A 14457-nucleotide genomic window follows, 5' to 3' on the forward strand; every position below is an offset into this window, starting at 1 on the left:
GTTGATAGGCCGGATATGGAAGCTCGGTGACGGGTGGAGTTGACCGGTACTAATAGGCCGAGGGCTTGTCCTCAGTTGCTCGCGTCCACTGTGTTGGTTCTGAAACCACGAACAGCCCCGCCTACTTGTGTGGGTGGTGTGGCGGTTTGAGTTTCGTAGTGTTTCGGTGGTTATAGCGTGAGGGAAACGCCCGGTTACATTCCGAACCCGGAAGCTAAGCCTTACAGCGCCGATGGTACTGCAGGGGGGACCCTGTGGGAGAGTAGGACGCCGCCGAACTAATTGTGGGGAATCCCCCGTGCTCTTGGGCACGGGGGATTTCTGCGTTTAGGGGTCGGAGCTGACCGTGCCCGTTCTCTGGGTGGATTTCTGGCACGGTACTTGGTCAGAGTCGGCCAGCCGCCTTCAAAGCGAGGTATGCATCCGCCAGTGCCGGGGCCAAGTCGTCCGGTGTGGCGTCGACGATCGTCACGCCGTGACGACGCAGTTGTTCCGCTGTGCGGTGCCGTTCGGCCTGTTCCTGAGCCGCCGCAGCGGCCTCGTAGACCGCGTCGGTGTCTCCCCGGGCGGTCGCCATCTCGGCGATACGGGGATCGGCGACCGAGGCCACCACGACCGTGTGCCGTTGGGTGAGCTGCGCGAGCACGGGAAGCAGGCCCTCCTCGACCGGCGCCGCGTCCAGGGACGTGAGCAGGACGAGCAAGGAACGGCGAGGCGCCGTACGGAGCGCCGTGGCGGCCAGCCCTCGGGCATCCGTTTCGACGAGTTCGGGTTCGAGCGTGGCCAACGCGGCCACCAGGGACGGGAGGGCATCGCTTGCCTTACGTCCCTGGACCAGAGCCCGTACCCGGCGGTCGTAGGCGAGGAGGTCCACACGGTCGCCGGCGCGGGACGCGAGCGCCGCGAGGAGCAGGGCGGCGTCCATGGAGGCGTCCAGGCGCGGGGCGTCGCCGACCCGGCCGGCCGAGGTACGGCCGGTGTCCAGCACCAGCAGGATGTGGCGGTCCCGTTCCGGGCGCCAGGTGCGGACGGCCACGGCTGTGTGGCGTGCCGTCGCCCGCCAGTCGATGGAGCGGGTGTCATCGCCGGGGACGTATTCGCGCAGGCTGTCGAACTCGGTGCCCTCACCGCGGGTCAGGACGCTGGTGCGGCCGTCGAGTTCGCGTAGTCGCGCGAGCTTCGACGGGAGGTGCTTGCGGCTGGTGAAGGGCGGCAGGACCCGCACCGTCCACGGCACACTGTGGGTTCCCTGGCGGGAGAACAGGCCGAGGGGGCCGTAGGAGCGGATCGTGACGCGGTCGGCCTGGCGGTCGCCGCGGCGGGTGGGGCGCAGCCGGGTCGTGATGCGCCGGCGTTCACCCGGGGGCACGGTGAGGCGGTGGCGGGAGGCCGTGATCTCCGTGCCCGGCTGCCAGCTGCTGGGTGGCCAGGCGTCCCTCAGCCGGGCCCGGAGCGGACGGCGCGAGGGGTTGGTGACGGTCAGCGTCACATCAGCGGTCTCGCCCAGACGCGCGGACGTGTCTCCGGAGCGGCTCAGGATCAGGCGTCGTACGGGTGCTGCAAGGGCGAAGTCGCAGGCGCAGGCCACGGCGAGCGGGCCGTTGACCGCGAGGATGCCCGTCCAGCCGGGATCCCAGATACCGACGGGGACGGAGCCGAGGGCCGCCAGCAGGGCGGCGCGTCCGGTGAGCGGCATCAGCGGGGAACCGGGACGTGGGCGAGGATGGCGTTGATGACGGAGTCGGCCGTCACTCCCTCCATCTCGGCCTCCGGGCGTAGCTGCACACGGTGCCTGAGGGTCGGCAGGGCGAGGGCCTTCACGTCGTCGGGGATGACGTAGTCGCGGCCCGTCAGCCACGCCCACGCGCGTGCGGTGGCGAGCAGGGCGGTGGCGCCGCGCGGGGACACGCCCAGGGTGAGGGAGGGCGATTCACGGGTGGCACGGCAGACATCCACCACGTAGGCGATGATCTCGGGGGAGACGGTCGTCTTGGCGACCGCCGCGCGGGCGGCTTCGAGGGCTGCGGGGCCCGCCACGGGGCGCAGGCCGGCGGCGCGCAGGTCGCGCGGGTTGAAGCCGGCCGCGTGGCGGGTGAGGACGTCGATCTCGTCCTGCCGGGCGGGCAGCGGGATCGTCAGCTTCAGCAGGAAGCGGTCGAGCTGGGCTTCGGGGAGGGGGTAGGTGCCCTCGTACTCGACGGGGTTCTGGGTGGCCGCGACCAGGAACGGCTCCGGGAGTGGCCGGGGGGTGCCGTCGACGGTCACCTGGCGTTCCTCCATCGCCTCCAGCAGGGAGGACTGGGTCTTCGGAGGCGTGCGGTTGATCTCGTCGGCGAGCAGGAGGTTGGTGAAGACCGGGCCGGGCTGGAAGGAGAACTCGGCAGTGCGGGTGTCGTAGACGAGGGAGCCGGTGACATCGCTCGGCATGAGGTCGGGGGTGAACTGGACGCGCTTGGTCTCCAGTTCGAGCACGGAGGCGAGGGCGCGGACCAGGAGTGTCTTGGCGACTCCGGGGACGCCTTCCAGCAGGACGTGTCCACGGCACAGCAGGGCGACGACGAGACCGGTCACGGCGGGATCCTGGCCGACCACGGCTTTGGCGATCTCGGCGCGCAGGGTTTCCAGGGTGGCGCGGGCGTCGCCCGGATCCCCGGTGCTCCCGGCGTTGTCAGTGGTCGGGTCCATCATGGACGGCGTACCTCTCTTTCGAGGGCGTCGAGTCGGTCGGTGAGGGCGATGAGGGCTGCGTCGTCGCCGGGCGGGGGCCCGAAGAGGAGGGGGTGCAGGTCCTGTGCGTCGCCGTGGAGGTGGGCGGACAGGGCGGGCAGCAGAGCTTCGGGCGCGTGCGCCTGGGCGACGGGGACGCCGACGAGGGGGGCGAGGCGGGTGCGGGTGGTGAAGCGGAGAGCTGCGGCGGCGCGGTCACGGGCGTCGGCCTTGCGGTAGAGGCGGGCGCGGCCTTCGACGGTCTCGGAGGCACGGATCGCGACCGGAAGTCTTTCGGGTACGAGGGGGCCGAGCCGGCGTGCCCGCCAGAAGGCGGCGAGGACCGCCGCGATGAACAGTTGCAGCGTGCCCCAGAGCCAGCCGGAGGGAAGCAGGTCCAGGAAGTCCTTCTGGTCGCCCGTGCCGGTGGCCGAGGCGTCGGAGAGCGAGGGGAGGTACCAGACCAGATGGGGGCGGGAGCCGAGGAGTTGAAGGGCGAGCGAGGCGTTGCCCTGCTCGTCGAGGCGGTCGTTGTAGAGGATGTCGGGCGCGCCGAGAACGACGGTGTCGCCGCTCCCGGAAGCGGCGGGGACACGTACCAAGGTGGCCAGGCGCCGGCTGGGGTAGCACGTGTCGGCGTCGAGGTGCGTGGTGGTGTAGCGGACGCCGCCCGTGTCGGCCGCGCCGGCGCGGGCGGCGGCGGGCAGGGCGCACTCGGGGGTGAGGGTCGAGCCGAAGCTGGTGGCGGGGTCCGCGGTCACGCCGGGCGCGAGGCGTTCCACGGACGGACTGCCGGCGGCGACGAGGAGGGTGCGCCCGCCGGACCCCGCGGTGGCGGAGTACAGCGCGGTCTGCTGGCCGGGCGTGAGCAGGTCGGGCACGGCGACCAGGAGGGTGGTGTCCGGGCCGGCCGCGGTGCGGGCCTCGTCCAGTGTGGTCACCACCCGCGTGGACACGCCGTGGTCGGCGAGCAGCTCGGCGATCGCGCGGCTGCCGTAGGGGTCGGCGGAGCGGGGGTCGAGGGCGCCGTGCCGGGCATCGGAGCGGACGACGGCGATCACGACGGCGCCCGCGAGCAGCAGGACGAGCGCGAGGACGATGCCCCGCGTGCGGGTCCACACCTGGCGGGTGGTGAGCGAGGCCGAGGTGGACGGGAAGGTGGCCCCGGTGGTCATCCGGCGGCCCCCTGGCGGCTGCTGTGGGCCGTGTTGTGGCTGCTGGTGGCGAGGGCGGGCTTGGTGCGCTCCAGGTCACGGTCGAGTTCGACGAGGCGGTCGTACGTCTGCCGGTGTGCCCGGCGGCCGCCGTACGTGACGTCGTCGAACTCCCGCGCGGCGGCGTGCAGTCGGTCCGTGTGCGCGGGCAGGGCACGACCGGCCTCCGCGGCCGCCTCGTCGGCGGTGCGGCCGGGCCGGGCGTCGAGCAGGGCGCGTTCTTCGAGGGCGCGGACGACGGCCCGCATGCGTTCCTGGACGGCCTGGTTCCAGTGGCCCTGGGCGGCTTGCGCCTCGGCGGCGGCGCGGTGTTCGGCGGCGCTGCGGGGACGGTCGTCGAAGAGGGCGGGGACGGAGACCGGGCGGCGGCGCGGGGTGCCCAGGCGCCACCACAGGGCGGCCAGTACGGCGACGACGGCCAGTACGACCACGACCAGGCCGATCGTCCCTCCCGGTGTCGCCGAGGCGGCGGCGTCGAGCACCCTGCCGAGCCAGTCCCAGAAGGCGTTCAGGGCCCGTTGGAGCAGACTGGGATCGTTCTCGTGGTACATCCCCTTGGACAGTTCGCGCCGGGCGGCCTCCCGCGCCGGATCGCGCGGGGTGGTCACCGGCGGCCCGTCGCCCGAGCCCGCCAGTGACAGCAGGGCCGGGTCGCCCGCTCGCAGCAGGCTGCGGACGGCGGGCCCGGCGGCGTGCGGCACGACCGGCACGGTGCTCGGTACTCCCCCCGGCAGGCTCACCGCGTCAGCTCCCCGGAATGGGGCCCGGCGCGGGCGCGCCGTAGTCCTGGACCCCGGCGGCGCGGGCCAGTTCGAGGTCGAGGGCCTCCCGGCGGATGCGCTGGTCGATGTAGAGGAGGACGCTGACGCCGCCGCTGATCGGGAACGTGACCATGGAGCCGATCACCGAGCCGATGCCGCTGATGATGAGGAACGTCCAGCCGACGCCGCCGGTCCCGCCGAGGAAACCGGAGAGGCCGTCGTCGCTCAGCGCGGAGCCGATCAGGGCGAAGGGGATGATGACGATCGACGCGATGATGTTCGCGATGATCCCGCCGAGCAGTTGGATGCCGAGGACCCGCCACCAGGAGCCGCGGACCAGCTTTGTGGAGCGGCTCATCGACTTCAGGACGCCTTGCCGCTCCAGCATCAGCGCGGGCGAGGCCAGCGAGAAGCGGACCATGAGCCAGATCACGACGACGAGCGCCGCGAGCAGGCCGAGGACGAGGAGCGGGAAGACGGCGGTGTCCCCCGCGCCGGCGATGCCCACGAGTATGCCCGGCAGCGCCCCGCAGAGCATGATGCCGAGGGAGATGAGCGGCAGCAGGAAGATCAGGCCGATCAGCCTGCCGATCCGCGGGCGGGCCTCCCGCCAGGCTTCGCCGGTGGTCACGGGCCTGCCCAGGACGGCCCGGCTGGTCACGGTCGTCAGCAGAGCGGTGGCGACGACGGTGCCGATGGAGGAGATCAGCAGGACGGCGGTGGAGCTGAGCATGGTCTCGCCCATGGCGCGGGAGAGTTCGTCGAAGCTGGCGCTCGGGTCGTTGAGAGTGTCGGTGGTCGCGGTGTCGTTGAGGACGAAGCCCTGGAGGAGGATGACGACGATCTCCGTGACGACCGCGACGGTCAGCGAGATCCCCAGGACGGTGCGCCAGTAGGTGCGCATGGTGGAGACGGCGCCGTCGAGGATCTCGCCCACACCGAGTGGGCGCAGCGGGATGACGCCGGGCTTGGCCGCGGGCGGGGGGCCGCCCCAGCCCACGCCCCAGCCTCCGTAGCCGCCGGCTCCTCCGTACCCTCCGTAGCCCCCCGGGCCTCCGTAGCCGCCGTGACCTCCCTGGCCGCCCGGGTGCGGGGCGCCCCAGCCCGGGCCGGCCGGTGGGGGCGGCGGTGCCTGGCCCGGGGCCGGGGCGCCGGCGGGCGCGGACCACTGGCCGGGTGGCGGCTGCTCCTCGGACCACTTCGAGCCGGGGGCCTGTGGGTCCGCGCCCGGCTGGTCGGCGGGCGGTGCGGGCACCGGCCGGCCGGCGGGGTCGACAGGACCGGACGCGCCCGGTTCCTGCCCGTTGGACGGGGTGGATCCGGGCGAGGCCCAGCCCGGAGTGTCGTTCATCGGTGCTCCTTCTCGGTGCCCGTCCGCGGTCGCGGCGGCAGGTTGGCAGCCATCGTGCCATGGGGCGGAGGCCAGGGGACCGGCTGCGGTACGGGCTGCACACCTTCAATTGTCCGTGGGATACGGGGCAGACTGACCGCATGGCTGATCAGGACGCGCACACCGGCGAGGGCAGGCACGCGACCGAGATACCGGTGATCCGCTGGGAGGAGCCGCCTGAAGGGCCCGTACTGGTCCTTCTCGACCAGACCAGACTGCCGACCGAGGAGGTCGAGCTGGTGTGCACCGACGCGCCGGCTCTGGTCGAGGCGATCCGTACGCTCGCCGTGCGCGGGGCGCCGCTGCTCGGCATCGCGGGGGCGTACGGCGTCGCGCTCGCCGCCGTACGGGGTTTCGACGTGGACGAGGCCGCGGGCGCGCTCCAGGCCGCCCGGCCCACCGCGGTGAACCTGTCCGTCGGGGTGCGCAGGGCACAGGCCGCCCACCGGGCTGCGCTCGCCGAGGGCGGGGACCCGCAGCGGGCGGCGGCGGCCGCGCTGGCCGCCGCGCGGGCGATGCACCGGGAGGACGCCGAGGCATCCGCCCGGATGGCCGGGTACGGGCTGGCCTTGCTCGACGAGCTGCTGCCCGGCGGGGGACACCGGATCCTCACGCACTGCAACACCGGGTCACTGGTGTCGGGCGGGGAGGGGACCGCGTTCGCCGTGGCGCTCGCCGCGCACCGGGAAGGGCGGCTGCGCCGGCTGTGGGTGGACGAGACGCGTCCGCTGTTGCAGGGCGCGCGGCTGACGGCGTACGAGGCGGCCCGCACCGGCATGGCGTACTCCTTGCTCACCGACAGCGCGGCCGGATCGCTGTTCGCGGCGGGAGAGGTGGACGCGGTGCTGGTCGGTGCCGATCGCATCGCGGCCGACGGGTCGGTGGCGAACAAGGTGGGCAGCTATCCGCTCGCGGTGCTGGCGCGGTACCACCACGTGCCGTTCATCGTGGTGGCGCCGGTGACGACGGTGGATCCGGACACGCCGGACGGGGCGTCCATCGAGGTCGAGCAGCGGCCCGGATACGAGGTGACAGAGCTCACTGCGCCGCGGGCACCGGTCGGCGGAGCGGGCGGCGGGGTTGTGGTGGCGCCGTTGGGAACGCAGGCGTACAACCCGGCGTTCGATGTGACGCCGCCCGAACTGGTGACGGCGATCGTCACCGACGCGGGCGTCGTCTCGCCCGTGACGGGCGCCGTGCTCGCGGAGCTGATCTCCGGCTCGGTCGGTCAGCGGACCGGGGCGTGAGAAAGGAGGGGGAGCCGTAGGCGGCGGGGACGGTGGTGACGGTGGTGACTGAGGGGACTGAGGGGATGACGGGGGCGGAACAGGCGGGGTGTCGTGCGGTCGTGCGGTCGTGCGCTGGGTTCGCCGAAGTGGTCCTGCTCGGTCGGCCGAAGTGGGCTGCCGTCTTTCAGCGAAGCGGGGCTGCTCCGGCCGCCGGTACGAGTGGGGCCGTAGCCGTATGACGTCCGTGGCGCGCCGTCGTGGGGGGAGGGCCGCCACCGCCTGTGACCACCGCGCCGCGGCGGCCGGCCGGAGCGGCACGCGCTCCGCCGCTGCCGCGGCGACATCCGCCGTTGCCAGGGGCGGTGTCCGTCGCTGACACCGGTGTCGAAGGACAGGGGCAGACAGTGACGGTCCCGTACGACTATCGTCACTGGCCGGTGAGCCTGCTCACCTGCGCCACCTTCGCCGTTATGAGAATGGGATGATGTCGTTTATGAAGGGACGAGTCCTCGTCGTCGATGACGACACCGCGCTGGCCGAGATGCTCGGCATCGTGCTGCGAGGTGAAGGTTTCGAGCCGTCTTTCGTGGCCGACGGCGACAAGGCGCTCGCCGCTTTCCGCGAGACCAAGCCCGATCTGGTGCTGCTCGACCTCATGCTGCCCGGCCGGGACGGCATCGAGGTGTGCCGGCTGATCCGCGCGGAGTCCGGTGTGCCGATCGTGATGCTCACCGCCAAGAGCGACACCGTGGATGTGGTCGTGGGCCTGGAGTCGGGCGCCGACGACTACATCGTCAAGCCGTTCAAGCCGAAGGAGCTGGTGGCCCGGATCCGCGCGCGGCTGCGCAGGTCGGAGGAGCCGGCTCCGGAGCAGCTCACCATAGGTGACCTGGTCATCGACGTGGCCGGGCACTCCGTGAAGCGGGACGGGCAGTCGATCGCGCTGACGCCGCTGGAGTTCGATCTGCTGGTGGCGCTGGCCCGCAAGCCGTGGCAGGTGTTCACCCGCGAGGTGCTGCTGGAACAGGTGTGGGGCTACCGGCACGCGGCGGACACGCGGCTGGTGAACGTGCACGTGCAGCGGCTGCGGTCCAAGGTCGAGAAGGATCCGGAGCGGCCGGAGATCGTGGTGACCGTCCGTGGCGTCGGTTACAAGGCCGGACCGAGCTGACGTGTCGGGAGACAGTGCCGCTTCGGCTCCCGGCCGTCCCGGGGAGAGCCCGGGGCGGCCTGTCGGCCGGAAGACGGCCGGGTCGGGCTGGGGACGCCTCCTCGAAGGCGGGCTGTTGCAGGGCGGAGTGCGGGGCAGCCCGGTGCTGCGCCTGTTCGTGCGCTGGGTGCGTCGGCCGCTGCTGCCGGTCATGCGGCTGTGGCGGCGCAACATCCAGCTCAAGGTCGTCGTCACGACGCTGCTGATGTCGCTGGGCGTCGTCCTGCTGCTCGGTTTCGTCGTCATCGGGCAGGTGCGCAACGGCCTGCTGGACGCCAAGGTGAAGGCGTCGCAGAGCCAGGCCACCGGCGGGTTCGCGGTGGCCAAGCAGCAGGCCGACGAGGCATCGAGCAGCACCGGGGACGACACCTCGGCGGTCGACGGCCGGCAGTCGCAGAACGTCATCCAGTGGATGAGCGACCTCGTGGAGTCGCTGTCCAGCGGTGGCCAGGGCGCCTTCGACGTGGTGACGCTCCCCGCGGGCGACGACAGCGGCGGCGGGCGCAGCCCGCGCGGCTCCGGATACGTCGACCCGTCCGCCAGCGTGCCCGTGGACCTGCGCGCGCGGGTCCACACCAGTACGACGGCGGCCCAGAGCTACACCCGTGTCGTCTACAGCAACGGCAAGGCGTCCCAGCCCGCGCTGGTCATCGGCAAGCAGGTGAACGACCCGAACGGGGACCCGTACGAGCTGTACTACCTCTTCCCGCTGACGCAGGAGGAGAAGTCGCTGAGCCTGGTCAAGGGCACGCTCGCGACCGCCGGGCTGTTCGTCGTCGTACTCCTCGGGGCCATCGCGTGGCTGGTGGTGCGGCAGGTCGTGACGCCCGTGCGGATGGCGGCCGGGATCGCGGAGCGACTGTCGGCGGGCCGTCTGCAGGAACGGATGAAGGTCACCGGCGAGGACGACATCGCGCGTCTCGGCGAGGCGTTCAACAAGATGGCGCAGAACCTGCAGCTGAAGATCCAGCAGTTGGAGGACCTGTCGCGGATGCAGCGGAGGTTCGTCTCCGACGTGTCGCACGAACTGCGCACCCCGCTGACGACGGTGCGTATGGCCGCCGACGTGATCCATGAGGCACGCGAGGACTTCGATCCGGTGACCGCCCGTTCGGCGGAGCTGCTCGCCGACCAGCTGGACCGCTTCGAGTCGCTCCTCGCCGACCTGCTGGAGATCAGCCGGTTCGACGCGGGCGCGGCGGCGCTGGAGGCCGAGGCGATAGACCTGCGGGAGGTCGTACGGCGGGTGGTCAGCGGGGCCGAGCCGCTGGCCGAGCGGAAGGGCAGCCGGATACGTGTCGTCGGCGACCAGCAGCCCGTGGTCGCGGAGGCGGACGCCCGGCGTGTGGAGCGGGTGCTGCGCAACCTCGTCGTCAACGCGGTGGAGCACGGCGAGGGCAGGGACGTCGTGGTCAGGATGGCCGCGGCCGGCGGCGCCGTCGCGGTCGCGGTGCGCGACTACGGCGTCGGGCTCAAGCCCGGCGAGGCGACCCGGGTCTTCAGCCGTTTCTGGCGGGCCGATCCGGCACGCGCGCGTACCACGGGCGGTACGGGTCTGGGGCTGTCCATCGCCCTGGAGGACGCGCGGCTGCACGGCGGCTGGCTCCAGGCGTGGGGCGAGCCGGGCGGCGGATCGCAGTTCCGGCTGACGCTGCCGCGGACCGCGGACGAGCCGCTTCGGGGCTCGCCGATACCGCTGGAGCCGAAGGACTCGCGGCGCAACGCGGAACAGGGCGGGGCCGGTGTGCCGCACGGTGGCGCGGACAAGCGGGCCATGGTGCCGGCGCAGCCCTCGGGCGGGCAGGCGCCGTCGCTGTCGTCGCGCGCCCCGATCGCGCAGCGGCCGGCCACCGTGGTTCCGGCCGCCGATCCGACGGCGCTGCCCGGCAACGGGGCGCGCGTCGTGCCCCGGCAGTCCGGAACCGTCCGGCGCATGGACGACGCGCCCGCACCCGCGGAGGCCGCGTCGGACGCGAGCCGGGACACGGCGACGGCAGCGGGGGATTCGCACACCTCAGGGGAGGCATTTCGTGGGCGCTGACCGCGAGGGGGGCGTCCGGCGTCGGCCGGTGCGCGCGGTGGCGTACGCCGCCTGTGGTGCCGTACTGCTGGCCGGGTGCGCCTCGATGCCGGACAGCGGTGACCTGCGGGACGTCGAGTCGACGCCCCGGCAGGACACACAGGTGCGCGTGTTCGCCATGCCGCCCCAGGAGAACGCCGCGCCCGGCGAGATCGTGCAGGGCTTCCTGGAGGCGCTGACCAGTGACGACCCGAGCTATGACACGGCCCGCAAGTATCTGACCCCGGCCGCGGCGGGGAAGTGGCGGCCGGAGCAGGGGACCACGGTGCTCGCCGACGGGCCGAGCACCGAGTCCGACCAGGGGGCCGCCGCGCGGGAGGATCCCGGCAGCCTCACCTACGTACTGGCCGGGACCAGGGTCGCCACCGTCGACGCGCAGCAGGCGTACGCGCCCGCCAAGGGGGCGTACGCCAAGCGGCTGCACCTGAGCCGGGACACCAAGACCGGGCAGTGGCGCATCGACACGTTGCCGCAGGGCGTCGTGATGGGCAAGTCCGACTTCCAGCGGAACTACACCCCGGTCAACAAGTACTACTTCGCGTCGCACAGCTCGGTCGGGCCCGGCGGGGAGCCGGTGGCCGTCGCCGATCCGGTCTTCCTGCGCACCCGGGTGGATCCGATGACCCAGGTGGTGCGCTCGCTGCTGAACGGGCCCACGAACTGGCTCGGACCTGTGGTGCGGTCGAGTTTCCCGACGGGGACGGCGTTGCAGAAGGGCGCGAGCGCGCTGACGCCCGACGACCAGAACAGGCTCACGGTCCCGTTGAACGGGCAGGCGGCCCGGGCCGGCGAGCCGCAGTGCGCCGAGATGGCGACGCAACTGCTGTTCACACTGCGGAACCTGACGCCCACCGTGGACTCGGTCGAGTTGCAGGGGCCGGACGACAGGACGCTGTGCGAGCTGAGCGCCGACCGGGCCGAGACCGTCGCCTGGCACGGCGCCGCGAAGGGCCCCGGCTACCTGTACTTCTTCGACAGCAAGCACCGGCTGGTGCGGATCGCGGGCGGCAGCACGAGTACCACCGCCGTGCCGGTGCCGGGCGCCTTCGGCCAGGGCGACAAGGAATTCGGGTCCGTGGCGGTCTCGCGCGACGAGCACACCGCCGCCGGGGTCAGCAGCGACGGGACATCGCTGTACGTCACGGCGCTGACGCCCGGGGGTTCGCTCGGTTCCGCCGTCGTGACCAGTAACGGCACCACCAAGGACGACCGGCTCGCCACGCCGACCTGGGACGCACAGGGTGATCTGTGGGTGGCCGACCGGAACCACCGGGATCCACGGCTGCTCCTGCTGAAGCAGGGCTCCGGGAAACCGGAGTCGGTGCGGGTCCCGGGGCTGTCCGGTCGGATCAAGGACATCCGGGTGGCCGCCGACGGGGCGCGGATGGCGCTGGTCGTGGAGAAGGACGGCCGGCAGTCGCTGCTCATCGGGCGGATCGAGCGCGACGACACCTCGGGCGAGGGACCGGCGGTCGTCGAACTGCGGTCCGCGGCGCCGGGGTTGGAGGAGGTCACCACCATGTCGTGGGCCGGTGACAGCCGCCTGGTGGTGGTCGGGCGCGAGCAGGGGGGTGTGCAGCAGATGTCCTACGTCCAGGTCGACGGCTCCGTGCCGGAGGGCCAGGCGCCCGCGGCGCTGACCGGGGTGAGGGCGATCACCGCGTCCGAGGACGAGCGGGTGCCGCTGGTGGCGTACTCGGAGGACGGGATCGTGCGGCTGCCGTCAGGGGCGCAGTGGCAGAAGGTCGTCAAGGACGGGACGGCGCCGATCTATCCGGGGTGAGGGGGCGGCGCTGTAACTCGTGTGGGTGACCGCCGTTACGGCCTGCGCAGAGTTGTCCACAGGGAGTTTTCCACAGGGGTGGCCGGGTGGCTCCCGCGTTGGCACAGTGGTGCGCATGCCGGGATGGTTGCAGGACCTCACCGACCTGGTGCTGCCGGCCGAGTGCGCGGGCTGCGGCAGGTCTCGCACGGTGCTCTGCCCGGAGTGCCGTGCCGCCCTCACCGGGGCCGCGCCGAGCCGGGTGCGGCCGGTACCGGAACCGCCCGGCCTGCCGGTCGTGCACGCGGCGGCTCCCTACGCGGACGAGGTACGGGCGACCCTCCTCGCGCACAAGGAACGCGGCGCGCTGGCACTGGCACGGCCCCTCGGTGCCGCCCTCGCTCGGGCGGTGCGCGCGGGGTGCGGGCGGCAGGACGCGCCCGTGCTGCTCGTCCCGGTGCCGTCCGCGCGGCGGGCCGTGCGGGCGCGTGGTCACGATCCGGTGCGCCGGATCGCCCTCGCCGCCGCCGGTGAGCTGCGGCGGAGCGGACGGCGGGCGCGGGTGGCCGGCGTACTGCGGCAGCGGCGGGCCGTGGCCGACCAGTCGGGGCTCAACTCCCGGCAGCGTCAGCGCAATCTCGCGGGCGCGCTGGAGGTCATGGCGGGCGGTGCCCGGCTGCTCGCCGGCGGTCACCCGGTGCTGGTCGACGATCTGCTGACGACCGGCGCGTCGCTGACGGAGGCGGCGCGGGCCGTGCGGGACGCGCCGGCTGAGGAGATAGGGAGAAGGATTGTGTACGAGCGCGCAACTCGGGAAGGAAGGGAGGAACGGATCGGCGGATCGCAGGAAGAGAGACGTAACGCGACCTACGAAGGAGCGGGAATGGCGGACACGAACGGCGCCGGACGGTTGATCCGCGCGGCAGTGATCGCAGCCCCGCCGGATTCCTTCGAAATAATCCGGTACTGACTCCAAACTTACGTTGTTGCAGGTAGTAAGAGGGTCTATTCACTTGATCGGAGGTACGCCGCAGTAGAGGGTGACGACATCCGTACGGGCGAGATATGTTCGGTTGTGAGGGAAAGCCGCAGGCTATGCCTCCGATATCCGATTGCCGTGGCTGCGGTTATCCGTAATGAGCCGCGCCGGCCAGGCGGAGATCTTGCCCATGGGGGAGGAGGTGGACGTCACCGAGTCCGAAGTTCCGGGGTTCCGGGTCGACCGGAGCCTGGTGCAAAAGGGAGAAGCTCCGCCCTCGCAGCGGAGCGATCCGGGAACGGAGTTCTGCGTGGACATCGTCGTCAAGGGCCGCAAGACCGAGGTGCCCGAGCGGTTCCGCAAGCACGTGGCCGAGAAGCTGAAGCTGGAGAAGATCCAGAAGCTCGACGGCAAGGTGATCAGCCTCGACGTCGAGGTGTCCAAGGAGCCCAACCCCCGACAGGCCGACCGCTGTGACCGAGTGGAGATCACGCTCCGCTCCCGCGGTCCGGTGATCCGGGCGGAGGCAGCGGCCAGCGACCCGTACGCGGCACTCGACCTGGCGGCGGAGAAGCTGGGCGCCCGGCTGCGAAAGCAGCACGACAAGCGGTTCTCGCGTCGCGGCGCCCGCCGGGTCCCGGCCGCCGAGGTCCCCGACCACGTCCCGGGAGCGGCGACGCTCAACGGGAACGGCCACCCCGTCCACGAGGAAGAGACGGACGGAGTGCTCACGAAGAAGATCGGCCCGCTGGAAGTGAAGGGTGAAGGCCCCCTCGTCGTCCGCGAGAAGACCCACGTCGCCTCCCCGATGAGCCTCGACCAGGCCCTCTACGAGATGGAGCTGGTCGGCCACGACTTCTATCTGTTCATCGACTCCGAGACCAAGGAACCGAGCGTCGTCTACCGGCGGCACGCCTACGACTACGGAGTCATCCACCTCAGCACGGACCCGATGATCGCGCGGGCGGAATTCCCCGCGGCTGGTGGCACGCTGGGCGGCTGACGACCCGGCCGATGGTTGAGCGGGTGCCCCTGGAGCGCGTGTGCGCCCCCAGGGGCACCGGTGTGCGACCACTTCGCGCCCCGCTCGTCACCGCGGCGTCGTCCAGGCATGAAATCATGACCG

The 14457-nt window shown here is 72.2% G+C and carries 11 protein-coding genes and 1 rRNA gene; 7 read left to right on the plus strand and 5 right to left on the minus strand.

Going from position 1 to position 14457, the window contains the following annotated elements; all coding sequences use genetic code 11:
* Positions 1 to 162 precede the first annotated feature (162 nt).
* Positions 163 to 279, plus strand: a 5S ribosomal RNA gene (gene rrf / locus ACFC09_RS03710).
* Between the two features lie 106 nt (positions 280 to 385).
* On the opposite strand, the gene ACFC09_RS03715 is transcribed toward rrf, so the two are convergent.
* From ACFC09_RS03715 to ACFC09_RS03735, 5 genes are read right to left on the minus strand one after another with little or no spacing between them, the layout of a single operon-like run.
* On the minus strand, positions 386 to 1696 hold the full coding sequence (locus ACFC09_RS03715) for a DUF58 domain-containing protein (RefSeq protein ID WP_376523656.1): 1311 nt from the start codon (positions 1694 to 1696) through the stop codon (positions 386 to 388).
* Positions 1696 to 2685, minus strand: coding sequence for an AAA family ATPase (locus tag ACFC09_RS03720; protein WP_376524097.1), 990 nt, complete (start codon positions 2683 to 2685; stop codon positions 1696 to 1698). Before ACFC09_RS03720 ends, ACFC09_RS03715 begins: the two co-directional genes overlap by 1 nt.
* Positions 2685 to 3881: a DUF4350 domain-containing protein gene (locus ACFC09_RS03725; protein ID WP_376523658.1), complete on the minus strand. Its 1197-nt coding sequence runs from the start codon at positions 3879 to 3881 to the stop codon at positions 2685 to 2687. Before ACFC09_RS03725 ends, ACFC09_RS03720 begins: the two co-directional genes overlap by 1 nt.
* Positions 3878 to 4660, minus strand: a complete 783-nt coding sequence (locus ACFC09_RS03730; RefSeq protein WP_376523660.1) for a DUF4129 domain-containing protein — start codon at positions 4658 to 4660, stop codon at positions 3878 to 3880. The genes ACFC09_RS03725 and ACFC09_RS03730 overlap by 4 nt, the downstream gene beginning before the upstream one ends.
* Before the next feature lie 4 nt (positions 4661 to 4664).
* The gene (locus tag ACFC09_RS03735; protein WP_376523662.1) at positions 4665 to 6032 is read right to left on the minus strand and encodes a hypothetical protein; all 1368 of its coding nucleotides are present in this window, start codon (positions 6030 to 6032) and stop codon (positions 4665 to 4667) included.
* Between the two features lie 140 nt (positions 6033 to 6172).
* Between ACFC09_RS03735 and mtnA the strand changes: the two genes are divergently transcribed.
* From mtnA to hpf, 6 genes are all read left to right on the plus strand, one after another.
* On the plus strand, positions 6173 to 7318 hold the full coding sequence (mtnA, locus tag ACFC09_RS03740; RefSeq protein ID WP_376523665.1) for an S-methyl-5-thioribose-1-phosphate isomerase: 1146 nt from the start codon (positions 6173 to 6175) through the stop codon (positions 7316 to 7318).
* A 463-nt stretch (positions 7319 to 7781) separates the two neighbouring features.
* The gene (mtrA, locus tag ACFC09_RS03745; protein ID WP_191870552.1) at positions 7782 to 8471 is read left to right on the plus strand and encodes a two-component system response regulator MtrA; all 690 of its coding nucleotides are present in this window, start codon (positions 7782 to 7784) and stop codon (positions 8469 to 8471) included.
* A 1-nt stretch (position 8472) separates the two neighbouring features.
* Entirely contained in the window at positions 8473 to 10551 is a 2079-nt protein-coding gene (gene mtrB / locus ACFC09_RS03750) for an MtrAB system histidine kinase MtrB (protein WP_376523668.1), read from the plus strand.
* Positions 10541 to 12373, plus strand: coding sequence for an LpqB family beta-propeller domain-containing protein (locus tag ACFC09_RS03755; RefSeq protein ID WP_376523670.1), 1833 nt, complete (start codon positions 10541 to 10543; stop codon positions 12371 to 12373). The genes mtrB and ACFC09_RS03755 overlap by 11 nt, the downstream gene beginning before the upstream one ends.
* A 115-nt stretch (positions 12374 to 12488) precedes the next feature.
* Entirely contained in the window at positions 12489 to 13322 is an 834-nt protein-coding gene (locus ACFC09_RS03760; RefSeq protein WP_376523672.1) for a ComF family protein, read from the plus strand.
* A 319-nt stretch (positions 13323 to 13641) separates the two neighbouring features.
* On the plus strand, positions 13642 to 14334 hold the full coding sequence (hpf, locus tag ACFC09_RS03765; protein WP_376523675.1) for a ribosome hibernation-promoting factor, HPF/YfiA family: 693 nt from the start codon (positions 13642 to 13644) through the stop codon (positions 14332 to 14334).
* Positions 14335 to 14457 lie beyond the last annotated feature (123 nt).

It is taken from the genome of Streptomyces sp. NPDC056161 (genome assembly GCF_042268025.1).
In the GTDB taxonomy this organism is placed as follows: domain Bacteria; phylum Actinomycetota; class Actinomycetes; order Streptomycetales; family Streptomycetaceae; genus Streptomyces.